Genomic DNA, 23595 nt, shown 5'->3' with positions numbered 1-23595 from the left:
CCTGTTCGCCAAGGGGGCCGGATGCCCGGCGGGAGGGTCACCTCTGGTTCGCCGTCCTGGGCGCGGGGGCCACATGGATGCGCAGGTCGCCGAACCGGTGGGCCGGCCAGTCGCGCGCGTACTCGGGCGGCCCGTCCTGCGCCGTGGCGAGGGAGGCCGTCGGCGTCCGCCGTGCGGTCCGCAGGAGATCCGCCCGGGTGCTGTTGGCGTTGTGCCCCTGCGTCTGGGCGGAGGAACACCCGGCGTAGAAGGCGACCGGCTGGGCCTCGATGCCGGTCACCACGCACGGCGGCCGGACACCGAGGCGGTTCAGCTCGGACGCGGTGGCGGCCCAGTTCTCGCGGCCCGCGGTGGAGCGGCCCACGGCGTCGTCGAGCACCGCGTACTGCACGGCCACGTGCCCGGCGAGCGCCAGCGCCACCAGCGTCGCGGCCACGGGACGCCACGCCCGGCGCGGGGCGGTGACCAGGTGGACGAGGGCATCGGCGACCGGGATGGCGAGCAGGGCGTAGAACGGCAGCAGGAAGCGCGGCGCGGCGTATCCGATCATGAACAGGTACGGGATGCCCGCTGTCGTGGCGCAGGCCAGCGGCAGCAGCGTGCACGCGGTGCGCCGAGCCCTGACCGCGACGACGAGCCCCAGCGCGGCGAGCAGCGGCAGGGCGAACCACCACGCGATCAGCTCCGGCGGCGGGACCGCGCCGGTGCACGGGCGGCACAGGGTCTGGCCGCGCAGACCGCGCAGCTGATCGAGGACGGCGATGTTCCAGCCGAGGCCGCCCTGGATCCGGGAGGCGTCGGCAAGGCGCGCCCCCAGCCCGCCGAAGCTGACGTACGCCTCGGCGACCCACGCGAGGGCACCGGACCCCAGCCCCGCGGCGAGCGCCGCCACCAGCCGCGGTCGGCGCCACCGGCGGACGCACACCAGCGCGAGGAACAGCGGGAGGACCACCCAGACGGCGTCGGTGGGCCGCATCCACGCCATCAGCGCCGCGCTCGCGCCCACGCCCCACAGCGCGGCCCGGTCGCGGCGGTCCGCCCCGACCCGCAGGAAGCACCCGACACCCGCGAGGGCGCCGATCGCGACCCAGTAGTTGGGCATGACCTCCGGGCCGTAGAACACGGTCACCCAGAGCGTCGCGAACAGGGCTCCGGCGAAGGCGATCACCCGCACGGGGAACAGCCCCCGCCAGGCGCGCAGCGCCAGGAAGAGCCCGAGGCCGGACAGCAGGGCCAGATAGACCCGCAGGAGTTCGGTGGACGACGACCACGAGGCGATCGGCGCGGCCAGCAGGGAGATCCCGCGGGAGCGCGGCGCGCTGAAGAACGCCGCCGGGGCGTGGCCGCTGACCTGGCTGACGTACACGGCCTCATCCCAGCCGAGGCCCATTCCGGGGCGTACGAGAACCAGTTGGGCCACGGTGAAGGCCACCGCCACGACGGCCGACCAGCCATGGCCTCCGGCGTGCCGTGGGGCACGCACGGTCGGCATCCCGCCGCGGTACTCCGTCGCGACGACTCCGACGACTGGGACGCTCAAGGTCTTGGCCATCGCCTGCCTTCCCCCTACGTGCCGCAGGGTTTCTCCGCCGGCCTACAAGGCGCAGGCCGAAGAGCGATAATCGGTAGAAACGTGCACAAATTACCCCGCTCTTCTCAGGGGCGCAGTGCGAGGATCGGGACGGATCGGCCGACACTCCGTGGGAGGCGTACGCCGAAAGTGGGCGCGTTCGTCGCGCCGGTCCCGCACGCGTCGGGGCGTGCTGCCCTCCGCCACCCCTGCGGCCCGTGGGGTTCGTGCGAGCCGGGTCCCGTGGGGTTTGCATGTGTCAGAAGCGGGCAGACGGACCGCTGTTACCACAGGAGGTTCATGATGTTTCCCAATGCGGGACAGAACGGCCAGTGGGTGCGCACGCGCACGGAGGCCGACGCGAAGGCCTTCATCGAGGAGAAGCGCGCCGATCAGGAGCGCTCCCTGCAGACGGGCACCGGAACGCTGATCCTGACGGGCGTCGTCGTGCTGTTCGTCGTCGTCGCGGCCCTGTACAGCTGGCTCAGCTGACGGTCCCTCTCGTCGCTGAAGGCCGCTCTCGTCGGCCCGCGGCGACCCGCGCCTCCCGCCCCGGCACATCGAGCGCCAAGGCGGGAGGGCGTCAGGAGTCAGAGGCCCGCGGGACCTCAGGGGCGCCCGCTGAACCCCCAAGTGCCGTGCGGGGCCCGGTACACCGCGTAGCCCGGTTCGGTGCGCACGAACTCAGCGCCCTGCGGCGCCCGCACGTCCTTGCGTGACGCGGTGGGGACATGGACCTCCGCCGTCGCGCCCACCGGCACGCGCACCGTGAGACGCACGGTCTCGTCGACGCGTGACCAGGACACCTCGGCCGGGCCGCGCACGGTGTGGAACTCGGTCCGCGCCCAGGTGACACCCGTACGCGCGTCGGGCCGGACGGTGAAGGTCCGATACCCCTCGTCGCCGGGACGCAGCCCCGCCACGTTCTCGTACAGCCACTGCACCACGGTCCCCTGGAAGTAGTGGTCGCGCGAGCGTGAGTCGAGCGGCCACATCTCCCACATGGTGTCCGCGCCGCTGTCGAACCAGTGGCCCCAGCTCGGGTAGGTCCGCTGGGTGGCAATGGCGTGTGCCACGTCGGGGTGGCCGTGTGCGCTCAGGCAGCGCAGCAGCACACTGGTGCCCAGGCAGCCGGTGTTGAGGTGGTTGCCCCGCTTCTTGATGTCGGCGAGGAGCGAGTCCGTGACGCTCGCCTTCGCGCCGGGCGGAACCAGGCCGAAGGCCAGCGGAACGCAGTTGTTGGTCTGCCGGTATTCGGGGTCCTTGGCCGTGCGGTAGTGGCCCTCCGGGGCGAGGAACGTCGCGTTGAGGCTCTTCTTCAGCTGCTCGGCGGTGCTCAGGAAACGCGTCGCGACATCGTTGTCACCAGCGATGCGCGCCATCTCGGCGGTGTCGGTGAGCGCCCGGTGCAGATAGGCGGTCGCGGTGAGCCGGGTGTCCTCGGGCGGGTTGCCTCCGTAGCCGGGTGACAGATAGTCGCCGAGCGCCGTCACCGCCAGGCCGTCCTTCAGTCGGTCGGTCTCCCAGTCCAAGTACCGTGTCAGGGCGGGCAGATGCTGATGTATGACGCGCTCGTCGCCGTAGACCCGGTACATCTCGCGCACCAGGAACGGATAGACCGTGGTCCACTCCGGGGACGGGCCCAGGTCCCCGTACCCCCAGCCTCCGCTCGGCACGATCACCGGCAGCTGGCCGTCCTTGTTCTGGCTGTCCTCCAGGTCGCCCAGCCACTTGCCCAGGAAGCGGTGCATGCCCAGGGCGTACATCATGACGGGCGCGCCGACCTGCGCGTCGCCGGTCCAGCCGTTCTTCTCATACATCGGGGTGTCCGTGGGGATGCCGTGCAGGTTGTTCTGGATCGTGCGCCGCATGGCCTTTTCGAGCCGCTCGTAGAAGGGCTCGGAGCAGGCGAAGGTGCCGGTGTCGTCGACGGGCGTGTGGACCAGACGGCCGATGACGTCGTCCAGATCGGGCTTGCCGGGCAGCCCGCTGAGCTGCACATAGCGGAAGCCCTTGTACGAGAAGCGGGGCTCCCACACCTCATCGGCTCCACCTCCCGCGCAGATGTACTCGTCGGTCTGGAACCGGCCGGGCACATGCCCCGTCTCCGCGTGCACGCTGCCGTCGTCCTTGAGCTTCTCGCCGTGCGCGAGCCGCACGAGGGTGCCCGCGCCGGCCCGCACGCGCAGTCGCGTCCACCCCGCCAAGGTGCGCCCCATGTCGACGATCCAGTCCTCGCCGTGCGCCTTCACCGCCACCGGCCGCACGGTGTCGATGACCTCGATCGCGTCGTGCGGCTGCGCGCGCAGCGCTCCCTTCGGCGCTTCCCGGCGTACGGGCCGCCGCCAGTCGCCGTCGTCGAAGCCCGGCTCGGTCCAGCCCTTGCGATGTTCGCGGGCGTCGTAGGTCTCCCCCGCGTAGAGGGAGTTGGACCGGGTCGGGCCCTCGGTGATCCGCCATGACCCGTCCGTGGCGACGGTGGTCCGGGAGCCGTCCGCGTGCTCGATCTCTAGCTGACCGATGAGCTGGGGCTCCCCGTGCCACGGCGGCTTGTGCCAGTTCCACACGTTGGGCGTCGTCATGCCGTAGAAGCCACGGCCGAGGGTGACACCGATGGCATTGGCGCCGCGTCGGATCTGGTCCGTCACGTCGTGCACGGCGTAGAAGACGGTCTCCTCGTAGTCCGTGAAGCCCGGGTCGAGCACCTGGCGGCCGATCCGGCGGCCGTTGATGTGGGCCTCGTAGTAGGCCAGACCACTGATGTAGAGGCGGGCACGCTTCACGGCCTTGCGTACGGTGAACTCGCGGCGCAGCAGCGGCGCGGGCTGCTCGGCCGCGGGAACCTGCGCGTCACTGCCCCAGGGGCCTTCGCCGAACGGCGCGAGCACCTTCGCCTCGGGCCACCCGCTGTCGTCGAAGTCGGCCCGCTGCCAGCCCTCCTGCTCCGACTCCGCGCACTTCCACTCCGCCCCGGTGACCAACTCGTGGGCGCCGCCGCCGGATTCCACCAGCAGCCGGACGAGCAGCCCGCCGGGGTTGACCGAGGCACTGCCGCGGTTGGTCGCGCGGGCGGCCACCACGACGCGGCGCCCCGCTCCTCGCACGCGCTCGGTCACATCGGCAAGGCGGGCGGTGCGCCAGCCGTCGGTCTGTTCCGGGGCGTGCAGGACTTCCTCGCCGTCCAGGTGCAGGGTGAAGTCGTCGTCGGCGGTGGCCACCACCTGGGCGGCGGACACCTCGACACCCTCGGGCAGTTCGAGCACGCCCCTGAACCACCGTGCTCCCGCCGGAGCGTCCTCCACGGTGGAACCCGGCGACCAGATCCAGGAAGAACCCGCGAAGCCGGGCGGTTTCGGGGCGGCGTCCGCGCCGATCCAGTGCCCCTTCCAGGCGTCCTTCGCCAGAGCGGTCTCCCACCAGCGCGAGGTGCTCCAGGCGGACGCCTTGCCGTCGGCGTCCCAGACCCGCACTTGCCAGTGGTAGCGCGTGCGGGATGTCAACGCGGGCCCCGCGTACGGGACTCCGAGGGTCCGCGAGGAGGCGACCCGACCGGAGTCCCACACCGTCTTCGCCCCCGCATCGCCCGGAGCGAGCGAGACCCTGACCTGATAGGCGCTTTGCCGGGCGCCACGGCCCGGCGCCGACAGCTCCCAACTCAGCCTCGGCTCACTGACATCCGTACCGAGGAGCGACGTCGCGTACTCGACGGTGGTGCGCTCGACCCTCAACGCCCCTCCGCCCTCCCGCTCGTCGCCCCGGTCGTCCGCGACGGCGCTGTCCACACCTTGACCCAACCCGAGGACGCCCACTCCGGCACCGACCGCGGAAGTCCTCAAGAAGGCCCGCCGGTCCCACGCACTGCCGCGCCTCGTCTCACGCTCTTCGCTCATCACATGTCCCTTGGATGATGAATCCGAGTGCCCAAAACGTAAATGAAACGTTTCATTTACGGCCCGGTAAGCCTAGGTCGACCACTGCGGGCAACTCAAGAGGTGTGACACGGGCAGCCATCCGTTACGGACGGGGCGGCCCCGCCCGGCTCCGCCGGGGCGAAGCTCGGCGAGCGAGGGTCGGGCGGCCGGGGGGGGGCCGCCCTCTGCCTGATGTGACGTACTTCTGACGTCACATCAGGCAGCCACGGTCAGGCGATCCGCCTCAGCGGCACAGCGCGGCGTCCACGATCTTGTCGACGCGCGCCCTGCCTGCCTCGTCGTCCAGTTGCATGGTCACCGCGACGTTGGCGGCGCGGCCGTCGTCAGTGGCTCCGCCCCGGGTCTCGTAGCCCGGGAAGCTGCCGCCATGGCCCCAGTAGAGGCCCTCTCCGCACGGAAGCGGCTTGCTGACGAGACCGAGGCCGTAGCGGGCGCCGGGGCCGAAGGTGTCTTCGGCGGGGCGGGTGTCGGCGCGCATCTGGGCGAGCTGGTCCTTCGGGAGCAGGTTGCCGGCCAGGAGCTCGGAGTAGAACCGGTTGAGGTCGGAGTTGGTGGAGACCAGCGCTCCCGCGGCCCATCCCCAGGAGGGGTCGATCTCCGTGATGTCCTGCAGCGGCGCGTCGGGCGCATCCCGGTAGTAGCCGTGGGGGTGGGGGCCTCGGATCGTCGTGTCGCGGCGAGCGGGGAAGTAGGTGTGGCGCAGCCCGACGCGTTTGATGACACGCCGCTCCATCTCCTGGGCCAGGGGGTGGCGGGTGACCTTCTCGACGATCAGGCCTGCCAGGACGTAGTTCGTGTTGCTGTACGCCCACTTCTTCCCGGGCTCGAACTCCGCCTTGTGCTGGAGTGCGATGTCCAGGAGCTCGCGGGGCTCGAAGTAGCGGGGGTCTCCGAGGTAGTTGCTGTAGTTGGGCAGTCCGCTGGTCTGCTGCAGGAGGTGGCGGACGGTGATGCGTCGTCCGTCGATGCCCTCCCCGCGTACGACGCCCGGCAGATAGGTGTCGACCGAGGTGTCGAGGCCGATCTTTCCCTCGCCGACGAGTTGCAGCACGACCACCGCGGTGAACGCCTTGGTGTTGCTGCCGATCCGCACCTGGCCGTCCCTGGGCACCTTCGAGCCGGTGGCGAGATCGCCGACCCCCGCGGTGTAGGTGCGGGTGCGGCCCTCGCCGTCCTGGGCACTGGCCAGGGCGGCGGGCAGGCCGTCGGAGCGGACCAGCGAGTTGAGGCCCTGCTGGACGGTGTCCGGCCTGGGGGCGGCGGACGCCGCGGGCGGCGCCAGGGCGCCCAGTGTCATGACACCGACGGCCAACGCGGCCGCGGCCGGGACGGCTCTGCGCAGAGCACCCTGCTGCTTGGGGGAACGGGACCTCTGCCATACCTGCTCACGCACGAGCCAACTCCTACGGAATCATCGAAGAACCAGCGGCATATGCCGGTCCCAGCATTTCCGGAGGCGTCCCCTCGGGACGATCCTGCTAGCCGCCCGGCTCCGGGTAGGGGTAACCCCCCAGAGCATCGCGGCGGGCGCCCTCCAGCCGCAGGGCGGGTGTGCGACATCCCGTGAGTTCTTCTGAGCCTCGCCGAGTCTCTGACCCTGTGGGGTTCGAGCAGGTTCCGCGTGACTTCGGACGGCTCGACCCGGAGCGATGGCTCGTTGAGCGACTGGAAGGTATCGCCCCCGGCATCGGCGCGGAAGCCGAGCGTGCTCCAGCCGCTCGCGCCCGAACAGGTCGATCGCTACCCGATCCGCTCCGCCTCGCCGAGGTGTTCGGGCTCGATGAGAAGACAGCGATGCACTACTCGGACTCCGCGCGAGCACTACTGGAACAGGCCGCTGAACAGCAGCTTCGATGATGTCCGGACTTCCGCCGTCAGTTTTCGGGGGGCCGCGGCGGCGCGGGTTTCAGTCCGTCCAGGATGAGGTCGAGGAGGCGTTCGGCCTGCTCTCGCTGCTCGGGCTTGGCCGAGGTGAGGGCGATGCCGGCGAGGGCGGCGAACATGTCGGCCGGACTGATGTCGGACCGGATCGTTCCGGCAGCGCTATTGGCGTCCATGAGGGAGGAGAGGGCGGTCTGAATCATCTCGTGACTGTCGGCGTAGGGATTGGTTCCCAAGTTGACGACGGCTCGCAGGGCGTCGGCCATGCCGAGTTTGGCGGTGGCGTAGTCGATGAAGCGGCGGGTCCAGGCTCGCAGCGCCTCAGGCGGTGACATCGCCGCGAGGAGGCCGGGGACGGCGTCGCACAGCCGGGCCACTTCGTTGCGGTACGCCGCCTCGATCAGAGCTTCCCGGGTCGGGAAGTTGCGGTAGAGGGTGCCGGTTCCCACGCCCGCTTCTCTGGCGATGCGCTCGAAGTGCGCATCCAGCCCCTCCTCGGTGAACACGTGCACCGCGGCGGCCAGGATCTTCTCCCGGTTCCGCTGTGCGTCAGCCCTCAGCGGGCGTCCTGCATCCCGGGCCATCAGTGGCTCTCCCTTGTCTCCATTTGCTAAGTGGAGGCGCCGCCACTTAACGTGGACCAAGTGGCGGCGCCTCCACTTTCACTGTAAGGCATGGCCGCCCCCCACTCCTCCGCTGGAAGGGCTGTCCATCATGTCGGGAATCGAAGGCAAGGTCGTGGCGATCACGGGCGCCGGCAGCGGCATCGGCGAGGCGACCGCGCTCCTGCTCGCCGAGCGCGGCGCGAAGATTATCCTCGGGGCACGCCGTCCGGAGCGTCTTGAGGCTCTGGCCGCCCGCATCGAGGAGGCCGGCGGTGAAGCCGCCTGGGCCCGCACGGACGTCACGCGCCGCGAGGACCTTTCCGGCCTCGTCAGGCTGGCAAGCGATCGATACGGCAAACTCGACGTCCTCGTCAGCAACGCCGGGGTCGGTCTGATCTCCCGTCTGGATGACCTGCGCGTCGAAGACTGGGAGGAGATGATCGACGTCAACCTCAAAGGGGTCCTGTACGGGATCGCCGCGGCCCTTCCCGTCTTCCGGGAGCAGGGCTTCGGGCACTTCGTCAACACCGTGTCCACCGCCGGACTGCGCATCGTGCCGCTCCAGTCGGTGTACGCCGGCACGAAGAACGCCGTGCGCACCATCTCCGAGGGCTTGCGGCAAGAGGCCGGCGACAGCCTGCGCGTCACCGTCGTCTCTCCCGGCGCCGTCCGCACGGACTTCGCAGAGCGCATGGATCCGGCGGTGAAAACCCAGATCGACAAGATGATGGAGACCGCTCTTTCGCCCGACGCGGTGGCCCGCGCCATCGCCTTCGCCATCGAGCAGCCGGACGGTGTCGATGTAGGCGACATCGTGGTTCGCCCCACCGCCCAGGGATAGTCTGCGCCACCACGCAGCCCACCCCCACGTTCCTGCCGAACCCACGGATACCCCCAGCCGACGCACACGGACCGACCCCCGAGTTCCCGCTGAACAAGCTTCAGTTGCGCTGAACCCACGGGCATCATGGGCCGTCGGGCAGAGTAGGGACATGTCTAGCTACGAGACCATGTCGTTCCACCTGGAGACCGAGCGGCTGATACTGCGGCCGTGGGCCGAGTCGGACGCCGCCGAGTTCAGCGCTCTCCTCTCCGAACGCGGCAACGGGACCCCCACGGTTGAAGAGACCCGGACGGACATCGCGAAGCTGCTCGCCGCGACGGCGACAACGGGGTTCGCGCTGCTGCCCATCCAGCGCCGCGACGAAGGCGACTTCATCGGCTACTGCGGATTGATCATCGGCCGCTCCAGCGTGGAGGAGCCCGAGATCGCGTACGAGCTGTTCCAGCACGCGCATGGGCGTGGCTACGCCACCGAGGCGGCCCGCGCCGTGCTCGATGCCGCCGGCGCGACCGGGCGCAAACGCATCTGGTCGACCGTCGCCACGTGGAACACGGCGTCTCTCCGCGTCCTGGAGAAGCTCGGGTTCGAGCGGGATCGCGTTTCCACCGAGGCCAACGGTGAAGTGGTGTGGCTCACGCGCTCGTTGCCGTGACGACGACGCCGTTTGCTCGGGTTACTCGGACTTGTGCAGCGCCTGGGCCAGCAGCAGGACGCCTCCGGTGGCCGCCCCTGCGACTCCCGCGGCCAGGAATCCGCGGGAGGAGCGCCAGGACAGCACCGACCACCGCGACTGCGCGGAGAACAACGATCCCGTACTCAGCCACGACCCGGTCGAGATCAGTGACAGGGAGGAGCCGATCGAGGCGACCGACAGGGCGCTTCCGATCGACCCGACCGACAGGGCCGAACCCACGGACACCACGGACAGCACCGAACCCACTGAGCCGATCGACAACACCGAATCCTGCGACCACAACGACAGCACCGAACCGGAGGAGGTACGACGGGCCGACCGTACGGACAGCTTTGTCATGAGGCCATCCTGCCCGATCGGCCCGTACACCTCGACCTCTGACGCCGATTGGTGGTGTCGGCCGGCGGTGGCCAGTGGCAGCGACTTGGTGCAGGTGATCTGCGGCACCCGGCCCGCACGCGGCTGCCGCCGCTCAGCCCGCGATCGAGTCCAGTTGCTCGGCCGCGGGCCGCAGCGCCCACAGGTCCCCGCCCGGTGGCGTCTCCAGCTTCGGGAGCGCCTTGCGGGCGGCAGTGTCCCCGGCGTCGGCCGCCGCGTGCACGACGTCGCTCGCCGCGAAACGGTGGAACTCCAGCTCGGGGTGCGGCCACTTCGCCGCGCCCGTGGCGGCGGGCAGCAGGTAGTCGACGGCCTTGAACAGGCTCTGCCCGGCGGGACCTTGGTGCGACCAGAGGTCCACGCCCACGTTCCGGCCGATCGCGGCGAGCCGGGTGTAGGCGACCAGGTCGAAGGTCGAGTAGTGCCAGCTCCGCGTCCGGGCGAGCTCCTGCGGCTGGCTGCCGTCGCCCGCGATCTGGGGGTCGATGCGCCGGGCCCGGGCGTCGAGGACGGTGCGGCGGGCCAGCGCCGTGTCGCCGGTGGCGTAGGCGAGGGCGGCGACCTGCATGTCGTAGAACGTGCCGTGGTTGTTCTGCGCGGCGCTCTCCTGCTTGCCGAAGTCGCTGTCGACGAGCCAGCCCAGGAAGTCCTTGTTCCACTTCCCCATCGCGGCGCGGTCGCTCTTCGACCACCCGGGTGCGCCCGTGCCGAGGATCGCGATCGCGTCGACGACACTCGTGTAGGACTGCGAGAAGTCGATGATGCCGATGGCCCGGCCGTCGTACTTGCAGGGGATGAACTGCGCGTGGTCCAGGTTCGGGTTCATCCGGGTCGCCGGGTCGAGGAACCAGGTGCGCAGGACGGATGCGGCCTTCTCGGCGTACCGCTTCTTGCCCGTGTAGTACCAGGCGAGCGTGAGGTCGTACGTCGAGTCGAAGACCTTCTCCGCGTCCTGGCGGTCGGTCCCGGTGTCGACCTCCGGATTGCGCTGCCCGTCCCGCTGTTCGTACGGGCAGCCCCACGGATTGTCGGCGGTCGGCGCCTGCGTGGGCCACCAGTAGGGCGCCTGGCTCAGATAGTCGTGTACGTCACCGCCGGGCGCGGGCTTCGGCTTGTCGACGACCGTCCAGGGGCCCCGGCCGATCCAGGCGTCGGCGCGGACGGTCAAGTCCCTCACGGCCCGCTTCAGTTGGGGGTCGCCATGGTCGAGTCGGAGCTTGGTCTGCTGAAGCCGCTCGCCGTCGAGCACGGCGGTTCGCGGGGCGCCCTCGCGGGCGGTGGCGTTCGCGGCCGGCATCAGGACGGAGGCGAGGGCTGCCGCCGCGGTGAGCAAGGCGCCGAACCGTACCCGGGATCTTGCGCGCATCACACACTCCAGTCACGGATCATGGAGGATCACGGATGTGAACACTGTTCGTCATGTGGACCGGGCGAGCGTAGAACCCGCGGGCTCTCCCGGGCAACGGGTGCGCGGCACCGAATCCCACCGGCCGCCACGAACCTCCCGCGCCCCGCGCCTCATCTAGGACAGCAGCTGGCCTATATGGCTCGTAGCGTGTTCCTCGACCGGCAGGACAGGGAACATCGGAAGGCTGCGATCATGACTGCGAACGTGAACGAGTTGGCCGCGCGCGAGTCGGCGGGCGTCCCCGCCATCACCGGCGAGCGGGCCGAATGGCTGGACTCCCTGGAAAAGCACCGGCACTTCCTGCGCTTCACCACCCGTGACCTCACCGACGAGCAGGCCGGCCTGCGAACCACCGCCGGTGCGCTGTGTCTCGGCGGTCTGATCAAGCACGTCACCGCCGTCGAGCAGGCCTGGGTCGGCTTCATCCTGAACGGACCTTCGGCCATGGGGGACTTCACATCCATGACCGAGGCCGACTGGGCCCGGCGCACCGACGAGTTCCGGATGCTGCCCGGTGAGACGCTGGCGGGCGTGCTGGCCGACTACGCCGACGTGGCTCGGCGGACCGACGAACTGGTGGCCACGCTCCCCGACTTCGACGTCACGTGGCCGCTTCCGAAGGCCCCGTGGTTCGAGTCGAATGCCCAGTGGTCGGCTCGCCGGGTGCTGATGCACATCATCACCGAGACCGCCCAGCACTCCGGCCACGCGGACATCATCCGTGAGTCCTTGGACGGCGCGACGAGCATGGCCTGAGCCGCGTCCGGGTGGGGGTGGCATCAGCAACACCCCTGGTCCGGGCCCCAGGCCTCCTGCCCGGCGGCCCCTTTCGGCGCAGGCTTGCTCCCGTAACCAGCGAACGGTCCGGCGGCTTCCCGCCGGACACCGGCGGGAACGGGGAAACATGATGGCCAGTCATACACGGCGGACGATCCTCCAGGGGGCGGCCCTCGCGGCGGCGGGCGGCGTGGTCGGTGGCTACGCACTCGGCCACAACGCGCCGGCGGCGCAGGCCGCGACGCGAGGGGCAGCGGCCGGGGGCAAGAAGTCGCTGCCGTTCCTGGAGGGTGCTTTCGCGCCGGTCACCGAGGAGTTGACCGCGTTCGACCTGAAGGTGACCGGCCGCGTGCCGCGCGACCTCGACGGCCGCTTCCTGCGCACCGGCCCGAACGCGCTGGGCCTGGAGGACCCGCGGGCGCACCACTGGATGCTGGGCGACGGCATGGTGCACGGGGTGCGGCTGCGCGGCGGACGCGCCGAGTGGTACCGCAACCGCTGGGTGCGCTCCTCGCAGGTGGCGAAGAAGCTGGGCGAGAGGTATCCGGGCGATGTGCCGCCGGACGACTTCGCGTGCAACACGCACGTGATCCCGTACAAGGGGCGGATCCTGGCGCTCCAGGAGAGCGGGCCGCTGCCGTACGAGCTGGACGGCGAGCTCGGCACGGTGCGGCCGTACGACTTCCGCTCCACGCTGCGGGGCGCGTTCACCGCGCACACCAAGTACGACGCGGTGGCGGACGAGTTGCACGCGGTGGCGTACTACCCGACCTGGGACCACGTACGGCACATCATGATCGACCGGACCGGGCGGGTGGCGCGGACCACCAGGATCCCGGTGACGGACGCGCCGATGATGCACGACTTCGCCCTCACCCAGAAGTACGTGGTGCTCGTGGACGTCCCGATCACGTTCGACGCGGCGGCCGCCGGGGCGGGGGCGGCGGTGCCGTACATCTGGAACGACCATCACCCCATGCGGGTCGGGCTGATGCCGCGGGCCGGTGGCACCACCCGCTGGTTCGAGATCGACCCGGTCTACTTCTCGCACACCCTGAACGCGTACGACCAGGGCGACACGGTGGTGGTGGAGTACACCGGCATGCCCGCCCCGTTCTACGCGGCGGGGAGGGGCAGTGGTGGACCCTTCACGACGGGGGCGCCGACGCTCGACCGCTGGACGATCGACCTGCGTGCAGGACGGGTCCGCGGCACCCGCATCGACGACCTTCCGCAGGAGTTCCCTCGCGTCAACGAATCCCTGATCTCCCGGCGGCACCGCTTCGGGTACGCGGCGAGCGCGGCCGAGATGTGGCGCGCGTACGAGACGGTCGACGGGGTGCCGCCGGACGAGAAGTTCACCAACTGCCTCGTCAAACATGACATGTTGCGCGACAGCAGGCAGGTCGTGCGCTTCCCCAAGGGCGCGGCGGCGAGCGAGCCGGTGTTCGTGCCGCGCCGGGGAGCGCGGGACGAGGACGACGGCTACATCCTCTCCTACGTGCACGACCCCGACCGCGGCGCGACCGACCTGGTGATCCTCGCGGCCCAGGACTTCACCGGCCGCCCGCTGGCCCGCGTCCACCTGCCGGGCCGGGTGCCACTCGGCTTCCACGGAAGCTGGGTGGGCGAGACGACGGCCACCGCCGGATGAGGCCACCCGGCTCCGTGAGGCCTCGGCTCCCGCCCTTGGCCGACCGGCCGCCGCCGGTCGGCCAAGGATCTACGCATGTGTCAGGGCACGGGCCTCAGTTGCCGCCGCCCGCCCCGATCTCGGCGCCGACCGCCTCCAGCGCGGTGGTCACGGGCTGGAAGAACGTCTCGCCGCCCGCCGTGCAGTCACCGCTGCCGCCCGAGGTGAGGCCGATCGCGCTGCCGTCGGCGGTGAACAGCGAGCCCCCGCTGTCTCCCGGCTCGGCGCAGACGTCGGTCTGGATGAGGCCGCTGACCGTGCCTTCCGGGTAGTTCACCGTGGCGTTGAGGCCGGTGACCGTGCCGCTCTGGAGGCCGGTGGTGCTGCCCATCCGGGACACCTCGAGCCCGACCGCGGCCTCGGCCGCCTGCGCGATCTCCACGCTCTGGCCGTCGCCCGTGTCGACCGTGCTCGGCGCCTCGGTGGCCGGGTCGTCGTACGTGACCAGCGCGAAGTCGCCGTCCCCGGGGAACGTCGCGGCCTGGACCGTACCGATGGCCGCGCCGTCCTGGGCGTCCGACCAGCTCTCGGCGGCCACGCCGCAGTGCCCGGCGGTGAGGAAGCCGGGGGCGCCGTCCTCGGTCGTCACGTTGAAGCCGAGCGAACAGCGCGCCCCGCCGCCGAAGATGGCGTCACCGCCCGCGGCGAAGGGCTTGAACTCTCCCGTGGACTTCTGGATGCGGGCCATGCCCGTGCCGAGCGAGTCGACGGTCGACTCGAGCTTGTCCCAGCGTTCGCCGGTGACCGTGCGGTCGGCCGTGACCACGATCTGGTTGGTCCTGGGGTCCGTGGCCCACGCGGTCCCCGCCATGGTGGCCCGGTCGGCCAGCGTCTTGGTGGCCGTGCCCAGTTCACCCGAGCTGTTGTCGACGCTGCGCGCCACCGCTCCAGCTCTCCTCACCTGGACGTTGACCGCGTTGTCGTTGCCCACGACGTTGACGACGAGCTGCTGCTTGTCCTCGTCGTAGAACGCGCCCCCGTAGGCATCCCCGATCTCCGATGCCAACGGCTCGACGAGCTTCGTCGCCGATGCCGCGGTGAGCCTCTTGGCAGCGGACCCGGGGGCGTTCTCCGTCCCGCTCTGCGAAGCGTTGGCCTGCTGCAACAGGACGCCCGTCGCGATCATGCCCATCACCGCGGCCCCGGCCAGTACGGCCTTTCGCTTGGGTATTCGCTTGTGCCTCAACTCGTCGCCTCCTGTGCGGATGCCGTGTTCGACCACCGACCGAAGCCGGGGACATGTCCGGCCCTAGATACGGGTGCGACGCGAGTTGTGTTCATCGGCACGACTGGGCAAGGGTCCTGATGAACCGTCAGATGACTTCAGGGCTGGATGTCCGCGCCCGCTCAGGACGCGTTCGGGCCCACGTCCGCCGCCGTGAGGGGACGGCGCGGCGGTGCCGTCGTCGCGTACTCGTCGGCGCCGATGTCCCGTGTGCCGCCGCGCGGGTGGCCGTCGATGTCGTCGGTCACGGCCGGGCTCCCCAGCGTCGCCCTGCCGATCGCCGGGCTGCCCGCCGAGAGCCGGGACACCCCGTCGGACTCCTGAGGAAGGTGCGGCGTTTCATGGTGCCTCCGTGGGGGGTGCCGGTGAGGGTGGAGGGGCGGGTCTGCGTCGAGCTGGTCCGCGTCAAGCGCCGGCCGGGGTGTCCAGGAACAGCTCGATGACGGGCACGAGGGTGTCCGGCCGCTGCACCGGGAGTTCGAGGGTGAGCGTGCCTGCGGGCTGCCCGCCCATCTCCGTGTTGAGAGCGGGCTCACCGGGCGCGATCTCGATCCGGGTGATCTCCGAGGCGTCGCCCAGGAGTTGGGCGTAGCGCACCCGTCCGGCGAGACCCGGCAGGTGCAGATGGCGCAGCGGCCAGGAGAACAGGTGGACGTAGAGCCGGTCGCCTCGCTGGGTGTAGCGGCAGTCGGCGGGGGCGGTGTACGGGGAAGGGCCGCAGCCGCGGACCGACCGCTCGTGCAGGTCCGTCCAGCGGCCGAGTTCGCCGAGTATGTCGACCGCGCGCGGGTCGAGGTCGCCCCGGCCGGTGGGGCCGACGTTGAGCAGGAGGTTGCCGCCCTTGGACACACCGTCGACGAGCATGCGCACCAACAGGTCGGCGCTCTTGTGGCCGAGGTTGTCGCGGTCGTATCCCCAGCTGCCGTTGAGCGTCTGGCAGGCCTCCCAGACCACGGGCCGCCCGTCCTTGGTCATCGGTCCGGCGGGCTGGTACTGCTCGGGGGTGACGAAGTCGCCGGGCAGGCCGGTCCTGTCGTTGACGAGGACGTGCGGCTGGAGTTCGCGGATCGTCTCCAGGAGCTGCGGCGAGTCCCAGTCGTCGGCGCCCTTGCCGCCCCACCAGTGGCGGCCCGCGTACGAGAAGTCGAAGAACAGGTAGTCGACGTGTCCGAAGTCCGTCAGGAGCTCGCGGACCTGACCGTGCAGATAGCGCCGGTAGTCGCGGATGTCGCGGCCGGCGGTGGCGGCCTTGAACTCCTCGTCGTCGCGCTGCGGATGGGTGCCGTCCACGGGGAAGGACGGGTGGTGCCAGTCGATCAGCGAGTAGTAGAAACCGACCTTGAGTCCCTCGGCGCGGCACGCGTCGACGAACGGCTGGAGGAGGTCGCGGCCGTACGGGGTGTTGGTGACCTTGTAGTCGGTGAGGGCGCTGTCCCACAGGCAGAAGCCGTCGTGGTGCTTGGTGGTCAGCACGACATAGCGCATGCCGGCCGCCTTGGCGGTCCGCGCCCAGAGGACGGGGTCGTAGCGGTCGGGGTCGAAGTGGTCGAAGTAGACCTGGTACTGCTCGTCGGTCTGCTTCTCCCGGTTCTTGACCCACTCGTGCCGGGCGGCGAGGGAGTACAGGCCCCAGTGGACGAACATGCCGAACCGGTCGGTGGTGAACCAGGTCGTGTCGGGGGACGTGGTCGGGGCCAAGGCGTGTCGCTCCTTGTGGTCGGTGAGGTGGTGCGGCCGGGCGGTGGTTCCCCCGGCCCGCCCGGTGTCGTCCCAGTAAGCGCTTGCCAGGGACGCTAACGGGGCACCAAATCCCGGGTCAACACTCCGATGAATACAAAATTTCCACAGCACCTAATCAATGCAGAACGCACGCTTCCGCTGTGCACCAACCCCCGACCGACCGCCTCCGCACTGAGGTTGAGCGTTGCCGACGCCACGCCGGGAGGTCGAACTCCGGTCAACTTCCCTTCACCTGAAGTCCGTTCAGTCATCCGATGTATCGGCACTCCGAGATCCTGCTCACGCGTCCGGCGCCGGGGCGAACGACGCCCCCGCCGCCAGCAGCCTCTGCGCCAGTTCGGCACAGCGCGCCCCGAGCTCCGGAGGGTCGAGCACCTCGAAGTCGTGCCCCAGCAGGAGCACATGCATCAGTACGCCGTCGAGGCGTTCGGCCCCGCTGAGCACCTCGCAGCGCCCTCTCCCCCGCTCTCGTACGACGGCCGCCGACGCCGGGATCTGCGCGCGTACCGTCTCGGCGGGCGCGTGCACGAGGAAGCGCGCCTGGTGCGCGTAGACCCGGCTCGCCACGCCCTCCTGTACGTACGCCGCCGCGTCCGGCGCATCGCGCGGGCGAAAGCGCCAGGTCCGTGCGGACGCGTCGGTCATCCGGTCGACGCGGAAGGTGCGCCAGTCGTCGCGGTCGAGGTCGAAGGCCAGGAGGTACCAGCGCCGGTCGGAGGCGACCAGGCGGTAGGGCTCGACCCGCCGCCGTCGTGCCTCGCCGCCGGACACATAGTCGAACCCTGCCTCGACCTCGTCGCGGCAGGCCCTGGCCAGCGTCATGAGCGTCTCGGGGTCGACGGGGGTGCGGCCACCGCCGAAGGACTCCACCGAGCCGGAGAGCGCGCGCACCTCGTGCCGCAGCCGGGCGGGCAGCACCTGGTCCAGTTTGGTCAGCGCCTGGAGTGCCGCGTCGCCCGCGCCTGCGACCGCGCCTCCCGCACCGGCGAGCAGCGAGACCGCGGTGGCGATCGCCTCCCGGTCGTCGAGAAGCAGCGGCGGCAGCTCCTGCCCCGGACCGAGCCGGTAGCCACCGCCGACGCCCTGACCCGCGTGCACGGGATAGCCGAGCGTACGCAGCCGATCGACGTCACGCCGTACGGTGCGCGGTGTGACCGCGAGCCTTTCGGCCAGCTCGGGGCCGGTCCACACCCGGCGCTGCTGCAGCAGCCCGAGCAGGGTGAGCACCCGCTCCGTCGTCCCCAGCTCGTCACCGCTCGCCCCGTCCATGGCGCCCACCCTGCCAGAGATGGCGGACCGATCCTGTCCGCCAGGGGTGTGAGGGTGGCTGCATGAACACAGACGAACTCGACTGGAACCGGACACTGCGCGAGCAGTGGGAGGTCCACTGGAACCATCAGCTCCGCCCCCGGCTGGAGGGCCTCACCGACGACGAGTACTTCTGGTCCCCGGTCCCGGACGCGTGGAGTGTGCGGCCGCGCGGCAGTTCGGCGGCGCCCGTGCAGGCGGGCGCCGGGGCCTTCACGATCGACTTCGCCTTCCCGCAGCCGGTTCCGCCGGCCTTCACCACGATCGCCTGGCGGCTCGGCCACGTCGTCGTCGGCGTACTCGCCGCGCGCAACGCGGCGCACTTCGGCGGGGCGGCGGCGTCGTACGAGAGCTGGGAGTATGCCGGAAGCGCGGCCACCGCGCTCGACCAGCTCGAAACCCAGCTCGATGTCTGGCTGGCCGGGGTGCGCGGCCTGGGTGACGCCGGGCTGCGGACCCCGATCGGCGAGAAGGAGCCCTTCCCCGAGGCACCGATGGCCGATCTGGTGCTGCACATCCACCGCGAGCTGATCCACCACCTCTCCGAGGTGTGTCTGCTGCGCGACCTCTATCAGCACACGCGTTCCGCTACGAACGGAGTACTTCGATGAGCCGCCAGGTCCAGATCACCTTCGACGCCCACGACCCGCGGGCCCTCTCCGTCTTCTGGCGTGACGCGCTGGGCTACGTCATCCCGGGTCCGCCCGGTGTCGACCTGCCCGAGGGCGCCGACGCGCTGGCCGCGTGGGACGACTTCCTCGCGCGGATCGGCGTACCGGAGGATCAGCGCAACTCGAAATCGGCCGTGGAGGACCCGGCGGGGCAGGGCCCGCGGGTGTTCTTCCAGCAGGTGCCCGAGGACAAGGTCGCCAAGAACCGCGTGCACCTCGACGTGCGCGCGGCTCCCGGTCTGGAGGGCGAGGAGAGGATGGCCGCCCTGGAGGCCGAGTGCGACCGCCTCGTCGCCCTGGGAGGCAAGCGGGTACGCCGTGACGAGCCCGCACCCCCACTGAGCACGGGCTACATCGTGATGACCGACCCCGAGGGCAACGAGTTCTGCCTGGACTGACCGGCCTGGACCGGCGGTTGGTAACCGTGCGTGACGGTTGGACGGGCGGTGTCCCCCAGTGCCACTTACGTTGATTGCAGAGGCCCACATCACGGGTGAGACCGGTGGGCGCTGTACCGACGAAGGAGTGGTCATGGCCGACAAGGGCGGCATGGACAAGATCAAGGGCAAGGCCAAGGAAATGGGCGGCAAGGTCACGGGTGACCGTGAGAAGCAGGCCGAGGGCAAGATGGACCAGGCGAAGGGCGAGGCCAAGAAGGCCATGGGCGACGCCCGCGACCGCGCCCAGGGCGCCGGCGAGTCCCTCAAGCGCCGCGACACCTGACCAACTCCGCCGAAGCCCCCGCCCACTTGTGTGCGGGGGCTTCGGTCGTTCACCTCACGTCTGCGGCCGCTGGCCCGGCGCCGGCACGTACGGCGGGATGTCCGCCTCACCGGCGGCTTCGCGCAGGACGTCCTTGAGCATGTCCGGGGTCAGCCGGCCCGTGAACGTATTGCGCTGGCTGACGTGGAAACAGCCGTACAGGGTGACCGGGCCCGGACCGGATTCCCCGGGGGCGGCAGCCGCAGCCGAGACGCCTCCCGGTTCCTGCGTCGCCGCACGTTCCAGCGTCACCCGCGTGCCGTGCGCGAACCGCGGCCGTGGTTTCGGCACGCGCCACCCCGCCGCCGCGAACGCCGGCAGGGCCGCCTGCCACCCGAACGCCCCTAGGATCACCGCCGATCGCAGACGCGGCCCCAGCAGCTCCATCTCCCGTACGAGCCAGGGCCTGCACGTGTCCCGCTCGGCGGGGGTCGGCTTGTTCTCGGGCGGGGCGCAGTGCACCGGCGACGTCACCCGCACCCCGCGCAGCGTCAGGCCGTCGTCGACGGACACCGCCAGGGGGCTCGACGCGAGGCCCAGCTCGTACATCGCCTTGTACAGGACGTCCCCGGAGCGGTCTCCCGTGAACATCCGGCCCGTACGGTTGCCTCCGTGCGCCGCGGGCGCGAGCCCGATGACCAGCATCGAGGCATCCGGCGGCCCGAACCCGGGCACCGGCCGGGCCCAGTACGTCCAGTCCATGAAGGCGGCCCGCTTGACCCGCCCCACCTCTTCGCGCCACGCGACCAGCCGGGGGCATGCGGCGCACCCGGCGACCCGCGCGTCCAAGTCGGCCAGCGGGTTCGACTCGTCCCGCGGGTACAACTCCTCCGGCGGGTTCATCCGGCGCCGAACAGCGCGTCGTCCATGGCCATGCCCCGAGTCCATCACGCCCCTCGGGTCTCCGCGCGGACGCCCCGCCCGGCAGCCGTCCATAAATGGCTGGCGCGGAGTCCGGGGGCGGCGAGATGCTCCCAGGTGTCGGGGACCCCATCCGCGCCCGCGCGCAGCAGGTGATCGCGTTCCCGCCCTGCTGGAGGGGGAGTTGTGATGAGCGATGTCGCGCCGGAGCCGTCCGGGGCCGAGCCCGAAGTCCGCGCGGTGGCGGGAGTGCTGCGCGGCACGCGGGAGGCGGGGGTGGCGGTCTTCCGCGGCATTCCGTTCGCCGAGCCGCCGGTCGGACCGCTGCGTTTCGCCGCGCCGCGGCCGGTGCGGGGATGGAGTGGGGTGCGCGCGGCCCGGTCGTTCGGGCCGCCGCCCCCTCAGGGCGGCCACTTCGGCATGGACGCGCTGGCACAGGACGTGGCGGGCGACGACTGGCTGACGGTGAACGTCTGGTCGCCCGAGCCGGGTCCGGGCGCGGGGCTGCCGGTGATGGTGTGGATCCAGGGCGGCGCCTACACGATCGGGATGTCCGGTCTTCCCGAGTACGACGGCGGGCGCCTCGCGCGCGAGGGCGGCGTCGTCGTGGTGACGTTCAACTACCGTGTGGGGCTTGAGGGGTTCGGGCAGATCGAGGGGGCTGCGGCCAACCGGGGGCTGCTCGACCAGGTCGCCGCTCTGGAGTGGGTGCGGGACAACGTCCGGGCTTTCGGCGGCGACCCGGACCGTGTCATGGTCTTCGGTCAGTCGGCGGGCGCCGGATCGGTCGCCGCGCTGCTCGCGATGCCCAGCGCGTCCGGGCTCTTCGGCCGGGCGATCGCGCAGAGCGTGCAGGGGACGTTCTTCTCACCCGAACTGGCCGCCGACATCGCCTCCGTCTGCGCCGCCGAACTGGGGCTGAGGCCCACGGTGGCCGACCTGTCGACGGTGGACCCGGTGCGGCTCTCCGCCGCCGGTGACGCGGTCGGCGCCAAGTCGCTCCAGTGGGCGCGGCGTTGGGGCCAGGTGGCGCACAGGTCGATCACGTTCTCGCCGGTCGTGGAGGGCGATGCGCTGCCGCGCACCCCGTGGCAAGCCCTTGCCGACGGCGCCGGTCGCGGCATCGGGCTCCTCGTCGGCCACACCCGCGACGAACAGCGGCTGCTCACCGCGCTCGACGGGCTGCTCGGCGAGGTGACGCGGGAGCTGGCGGAGACGGCGCTGCACGTCTTCGGGCCCGGCCCCGACGGCGCGCGCCGCTACCGCGACGGTTTTCCGGAAGCGGGCCCGGACGAGCTGCACGAACTGGTCCAGTCCGACTTCCTGTTCCGCATGCCGAGCCTCCACCTCGCCCAGGCCCAGACCGCGGCCGGGGGCCGCGCCCACGTCTACGAACTGACCTGGCCCGCCCCGGGCATGGGCGGCGTCCTCGGCGCCTGCCACGGCCTCGACGTACCGCTCGTCTTCGGCAATCTGGACCGCGGTCAGCCCGCCGCGCTGATCGGTGAGGGCCCGTCCCCGGAGGCAGAGGGGCTGTCCGCCCGGATGCGCGCCGCCTGGACGGCGTTCGCCGCGAGCGGCGATCCCGGCTGGCCCGCGTACGACACCGGGCAACGCCTCGTGCGGCTCTTCGACACGCGGCCCGCCGTCACCGCGTACCCGGAAGAGACGTCCCGCCGGATCTGGCAGGACCACACCTTCCCCGTCCTGCCGCTGATCGGCAGCTAGCGCGCCGAACCCGCCGACGCCGGGCGCCGTGTGTGCGCCTCGGTGCCCGGTGGAAGGGAAGCCCTATCAGCCCCTCGCCGATGCCGAATCGACCGCGGGCGGTTCCGCTCGCTACCGTGTGGGCGGAACCGAGGTCCTCACATCGTTCGGTGTGCGGGATCCGGCCCTGTCCAGCGAGGAGTTGATCGATATGCGCAGGCTCACCAAGCGCCGCCACATCGACCTCGGACGGCTTTCCAGCGCCTTCTGTCGCCGCTGACCTCCGACCTCCGCTCGGCCCCTTCTTCACCTTCTTCACCTTCTTCGCCTTCCTCCCCTCTTTCCTTCATCGCTTCAGCGCAGACGCGATCCGCGGGGCGTACCCCCGCCGTCTCGCCCTGCCCTGCGTCCCCCCGGGAGCTCCGCATGTCGCCCAACCCTGCCTCCTCCGAACCCGCCCGCTTCGCGTACTGGGTGCCCAACGTCAGCGGTGGCCTCGTCACCAGCAAGATCGAGCAGCGCACCGACTGGGGCTACGACTACAACCGCGAACTGGCCGTCCTCGCCGAGAACAACGGCTTCGACTACGCCCTCAGCCAGGTGCGCTACATGGCCAGCTACGGCGCCGAGTTCCAGCACGAGTCGACCAGCTTCAGCCTGGCCCTGCTGCTCGCCACCCAGCGCCTCAAAGTGATCGCGGCGGTCCATCCGGGCCTGTGGCACCCGGGCGTGCTCGCCAAGCTCGGCGCGACCGCGGACCATCTGTCGGGCGGGCGCTTCGCCGTCAACGTGGTCAGCGGCTGGTTCAAGGACGAGTTCACCGCGCTCGGCGAGCCCTGGCTGGAGCACGACGAGCGCTACCGCCGCTCGGAGGAGTTCATCCGGACGCTGCGTGCGGTCTGGACCGAGGACCACGCCGAACTGGCCGGTGACTTCTACCGGATCCGCGACTTCTCCCTCAAGCCCAAGCCCCTCAACACCCCCGAGCGTCCGCACCCGGAGATCTTCCAGGGCGGCAACTCGACCGCGGCCCGCGCCATGGCGGGCCGCGTGTCCGACTGGTACTTCTCCAACGGCAAGGACTTCGACGGCGTCACCGAGCAGATCCAGGACGTACGTTCCTCGGCCACCGCCGCCGGACGCGCGGCGCCCCGCTTCGGCCTCAACGGCTTCCTGATCGCCCGCGACACCGAGGCCGAGGCCCGCGAGACGCTCCGCGAGATCGTCGCCAAGGCCGACACCGACGCGGTGGAGGGCTTCGGCGCCGCCGTGAAGCAGGCAGGACGGTCCGCCGGCGACGGCAAGGGCATGTGGCAGGACTCCGGCTTCGAGGACCTGATCCAGTACAACGACGGCTTCCGCACGGGACTGATCGGCACCCCGGAACAGATCGCGGAGCGCATCGTCGCCTACAAGCGCCTTGGCGTGGACCTCTTCCTCCTCGGGTTCCTGCACTACCTCGAAGAGGTGGAGTACTTCGGCAAGAAGGTCCTCCCGATCGTTCGTGAACTGGAGGCCGCCGCAGCCACCGGGTGACCG

22 protein-coding genes are annotated in these 23595 nt (G+C 70.9%); 11 read left to right on the top strand and 11 right to left on the bottom strand.

Going from position 1 to position 23595, the window contains the following annotated elements:
* Positions 1-37: 37 nt before the first annotated feature.
* On the bottom strand, positions 38-1552 hold the full coding sequence (locus ACFUPX_RS01335; RefSeq protein ID WP_383313836.1) for a hypothetical protein: 1515 nt from the start codon (positions 1550-1552) through the stop codon (positions 38-40).
* 318 nt (positions 1553-1870) lie between these two features.
* Here ACFUPX_RS01335 and ACFUPX_RS01330 point away from each other — a divergent pair, with 318 nt between their 5' ends.
* On the top strand, positions 1871-2062 hold the full coding sequence (locus tag ACFUPX_RS01330; protein ID WP_383313834.1) for a hypothetical protein: 192 nt from the start codon (positions 1871-1873) through the stop codon (positions 2060-2062).
* Between the two features lie 116 nt (positions 2063-2178).
* Here ACFUPX_RS01330 and ACFUPX_RS01325 read toward each other — a convergent pair whose 3' ends face one another.
* From ACFUPX_RS01325 to ACFUPX_RS01315, 3 genes are all read right to left on the bottom strand, one after another.
* Complete coding sequence (locus tag ACFUPX_RS01325) at positions 2179-5352, bottom strand: family 78 glycoside hydrolase catalytic domain (RefSeq protein WP_383313833.1); 3174 nt, start codon at positions 5350-5352, stop codon at positions 2179-2181.
* A gap of 373 nt (positions 5353-5725) precedes the next feature.
* Positions 5726-6895, bottom strand: coding sequence for a serine hydrolase domain-containing protein (locus ACFUPX_RS01320; protein WP_383313831.1), 1170 nt, complete (start codon positions 6893-6895; stop codon positions 5726-5728).
* Between the two features lie 481 nt (positions 6896-7376).
* On the bottom strand, positions 7377-7967 hold the full coding sequence (locus ACFUPX_RS01315; protein ID WP_383313829.1) for a TetR/AcrR family transcriptional regulator: 591 nt from the start codon (positions 7965-7967) through the stop codon (positions 7377-7379).
* A 130-nt stretch (positions 7968-8097) separates the two neighbouring features.
* Here ACFUPX_RS01315 and ACFUPX_RS01310 point away from each other — a divergent pair, with 130 nt between their 5' ends.
* Entirely contained in the window at positions 8098-8829 is a 732-nt protein-coding gene (locus ACFUPX_RS01310; protein WP_383313827.1) for an SDR family oxidoreductase, read from the top strand.
* A 151-nt stretch (positions 8830-8980) separates the two neighbouring features.
* Positions 8981-9484 carry a GNAT family N-acetyltransferase gene (locus ACFUPX_RS01305; protein ID WP_383313825.1) on the top strand — a complete coding sequence of 168 codons (504 nt, stop codon included), beginning with the start codon at positions 8981-8983 and terminating at the stop codon, positions 9482-9484.
* Between the two features lie 21 nt (positions 9485-9505).
* Here ACFUPX_RS01305 and ACFUPX_RS01300 read toward each other — a convergent pair whose 3' ends face one another.
* Positions 9506-9865 carry a hypothetical protein gene (locus ACFUPX_RS01300; protein WP_383313823.1) on the bottom strand — a complete coding sequence of 120 codons (360 nt, stop codon included), beginning with the start codon at positions 9863-9865 and terminating at the stop codon, positions 9506-9508.
* Between the two features lie 133 nt (positions 9866-9998).
* On the bottom strand, positions 9999-11270 hold the full coding sequence (locus ACFUPX_RS01295; protein WP_383313821.1) for an alginate lyase family protein: 1272 nt from the start codon (positions 11268-11270) through the stop codon (positions 9999-10001).
* Between the two features lie 234 nt (positions 11271-11504).
* Between ACFUPX_RS01295 and ACFUPX_RS01290 the strand changes: the two genes are divergently transcribed.
* Together ACFUPX_RS01290 and ACFUPX_RS01285 are read left to right on the top strand one after the other, a co-directional pair.
* Positions 11505-12068, top strand: coding sequence for a DinB family protein (locus ACFUPX_RS01290; protein ID WP_383313819.1), 564 nt, complete (start codon positions 11505-11507; stop codon positions 12066-12068).
* 151 nt (positions 12069-12219) lie between these two features.
* Positions 12220-13743 (top strand): carotenoid oxygenase family protein, encoded by a 1524-nt coding sequence (locus ACFUPX_RS01285; RefSeq protein WP_383313929.1) that lies wholly within the window; start codon positions 12220-12222, stop codon positions 13741-13743.
* A 94-nt stretch (positions 13744-13837) separates the two neighbouring features.
* On the opposite strand, the gene ACFUPX_RS01280 is transcribed toward ACFUPX_RS01285, so the two are convergent.
* From ACFUPX_RS01280 to ACFUPX_RS01265, 4 genes are all read right to left on the bottom strand, one after another.
* Positions 13838-14968 carry a S1 family peptidase gene (locus tag ACFUPX_RS01280; protein WP_383313817.1) on the bottom strand — a complete coding sequence of 377 codons (1131 nt, stop codon included), beginning with the start codon at positions 14966-14968 and terminating at the stop codon, positions 13838-13840.
* Between the two features lie 161 nt (positions 14969-15129).
* On the bottom strand, positions 15130-15315 hold the full coding sequence (locus tag ACFUPX_RS01275) for a hypothetical protein (RefSeq protein WP_383313816.1): 186 nt from the start codon (positions 15313-15315) through the stop codon (positions 15130-15132).
* Between the two features lie 97 nt (positions 15316-15412).
* Positions 15413-16705, bottom strand: coding sequence for an alpha-L-fucosidase (locus tag ACFUPX_RS01270; protein ID WP_383313814.1), 1293 nt, complete (start codon positions 16703-16705; stop codon positions 15413-15415).
* Positions 16706-17026: 321 nt separating this feature from the next.
* Positions 17027-18016: a helix-turn-helix transcriptional regulator gene (locus tag ACFUPX_RS01265; RefSeq protein ID WP_383313813.1), complete on the bottom strand. Its 990-nt coding sequence runs from the start codon at positions 18014-18016 to the stop codon at positions 17027-17029.
* 62 nt (positions 18017-18078) lie between these two features.
* Here ACFUPX_RS01265 and ACFUPX_RS01260 point away from each other — a divergent pair, with 62 nt between their 5' ends.
* From ACFUPX_RS01260 to ACFUPX_RS01250, 3 genes are all read left to right on the top strand, one after another.
* Positions 18079-18666, top strand: coding sequence for a DinB family protein (locus tag ACFUPX_RS01260; RefSeq protein WP_383313811.1), 588 nt, complete (start codon positions 18079-18081; stop codon positions 18664-18666).
* Positions 18663-19124: a VOC family protein gene (locus ACFUPX_RS01255; protein WP_383313809.1), complete on the top strand. Its 462-nt coding sequence runs from the start codon at positions 18663-18665 to the stop codon at positions 19122-19124. Before ACFUPX_RS01260 ends, ACFUPX_RS01255 begins: the two co-directional genes overlap by 4 nt.
* A 133-nt stretch (positions 19125-19257) precedes the next feature.
* Positions 19258-19449, top strand: coding sequence for a CsbD family protein (locus ACFUPX_RS01250; RefSeq protein WP_383313807.1), 192 nt, complete (start codon positions 19258-19260; stop codon positions 19447-19449).
* 54 nt (positions 19450-19503) lie between these two features.
* Here the strand turns inward: ACFUPX_RS01250 and ACFUPX_RS01245 are convergent, their stop codons facing one another.
* Positions 19504-20331 carry a uracil-DNA glycosylase gene (locus ACFUPX_RS01245; RefSeq protein WP_383313805.1) on the bottom strand — a complete coding sequence of 276 codons (828 nt, stop codon included), beginning with the start codon at positions 20329-20331 and terminating at the stop codon, positions 19504-19506.
* Between the two features lie 207 nt (positions 20332-20538).
* On the opposite strand from ACFUPX_RS01245, the gene ACFUPX_RS01240 reads away from it, so the two are divergent.
* The 3 genes from ACFUPX_RS01240 to sfnG all read left to right on the top strand — a co-directional run bounded on the left by ACFUPX_RS01240 (position 20539) and on the right by sfnG (position 23592).
* Entirely contained in the window at positions 20539-22077 is a 1539-nt protein-coding gene (locus tag ACFUPX_RS01240; protein ID WP_383313804.1) for a carboxylesterase/lipase family protein, read from the top strand.
* Between the two features lie 49 nt (positions 22078-22126).
* Positions 22127-22336, top strand: coding sequence for a putative leader peptide (locus tag ACFUPX_RS01235; protein ID WP_383313802.1), 210 nt, complete (start codon positions 22127-22129; stop codon positions 22334-22336).
* A 146-nt stretch (positions 22337-22482) separates the two neighbouring features.
* Positions 22483-23592 (top strand): dimethylsulfone monooxygenase SfnG, encoded by a 1110-nt coding sequence (gene sfnG, locus ACFUPX_RS01230; RefSeq protein ID WP_383313800.1) that lies wholly within the window; start codon positions 22483-22485, stop codon positions 23590-23592.
* Positions 23593-23595: the final 3 nt, after the last annotated feature.

This window comes from Streptomyces sp. NPDC057302 (genome assembly GCF_042667685.1).
Taxonomy (GTDB): Bacteria; Actinomycetota; Actinomycetes; order Streptomycetales; family Streptomycetaceae; genus Streptomyces.
This window is presented reverse-complemented; position numbering and strand designations above follow the sequence as displayed.